1 protein-coding gene and 1 rRNA gene are annotated in these 1,151 nt (G+C 71.7%); one reads left to right on the plus strand and one right to left on the minus strand.

The window, feature by feature from the left end:
* A 5S ribosomal RNA gene (gene rrf, locus ACFVSN_RS45190) occupies window positions 1-91 on the plus strand; the annotation flags it as partial.
* Between the two features lie 2 nt (window positions 92-93).
* On the opposite strand, the gene ACFVSN_RS45195 is transcribed toward rrf, so the two are convergent.
* Window positions 94-1,151, minus strand: a 1,058-nt coding sequence (locus ACFVSN_RS45195; RefSeq protein ID WP_387959340.1) for a hypothetical protein, incomplete at its 5' end; no start/stop codon positions are given.

A 1,151-nucleotide genomic window follows, 5' to 3' on the forward strand; every position in this document is an offset into this window, starting at 1 on the left:
GCCCGGTTACATTCCGAACCCGGAAGCTAAGCCTCACAGCGCCGATGGTACTGCAGGGGGGACCCTGTGGGAGAGTAGGACGCCGCCGAACAATTATTCAAGGCCGCGGCCCCAGCGATTTAGCGGGGGCCGCGGCCTTTTTGTGTTTTGCGAACGTGCACGGCCGGCAAGGCCGGGGCTTCCGCCCGGACGCGGAGTGTTCCCGGATGCCGGACAATGGAGAAGGCGTGCGGCCAGCAGGCCGGCACGCAGCCGCGTGAGGGCGAGATGTACGGCCCGGTCCGCGGCAGAGCTGAAGCAGGAGAAGGAGTCACCACGATGTCGAACCAGCCCCAGGACCGTCCCGAGCGTCGATCGGACGACGGCCGAGGCTACGAGCCCCGGTCCCGCGGGAGCTGGTCCAACGACCGTGGCGGCTCTCGCCGCGACGAGCGCCCGGGTGGCTACCGCCGTGACGAGCGTCCGCGCCGTGACGACCGTCCCGCCGGTGGCGGCTACGGCCGCGACCGCGACGACCGCCAGGGCGGCGGTTACCGCCGTGACGACCGTCCCTCCGGTGGCGGCTACCGTCGTGACGACCGCCCCTCGGGCGGTGGTTTCAACCGTGACCGTGACGACCGCGGCGGCTTCCGTCGCGATGACCGTCCGGCCGGCGGTGGTTTCCGTCGTGACGACCGCGGCGACCGTCCCTCCGGTGGCGGTTTCAACCGTGACCGTGACGACCGCGGCGGCTTCCGTCGCGATGACCGTCCCTCCGGTGGTGGCTTCCGTCGTGACGACCGCCCGTCGGGTGGTTTCCGTCGTGACGACCGTGACGAGCGTCCGCGTCGTGACGACCGCCCCTCGGGTGGCGGTTTCAACCGTGACCGTGACGACCGCGGCGGCTTCCGTCGCGATGACCGTCCGGCCGGCGGTGGCTTCCGTCGTGACGACCGCGGCGACCGTCCCTCCGGTGGCGGTTTCAACCGTGACCGTGACGACCGCGGCGGCTTCCGTCGCGATGACCGTCCGGCCGGCGGTGGCTTCCGTCGTGACGACCGCGGCGACCGTCCCTCCGGTGGCGGTTTCAACCGTGACCGTGACGACCGCGGCGGCTTCCGTCGCGATGACCGTCCGGCCGGCGGTGGCTTCCGTCGTGACGACCGCGGCGA

The organism is Kitasatospora sp. NPDC057904, from assembly GCF_042887925.1.
GTDB lineage: Bacteria > Actinomycetota > Actinomycetes > Streptomycetales > Streptomycetaceae > Kitasatospora.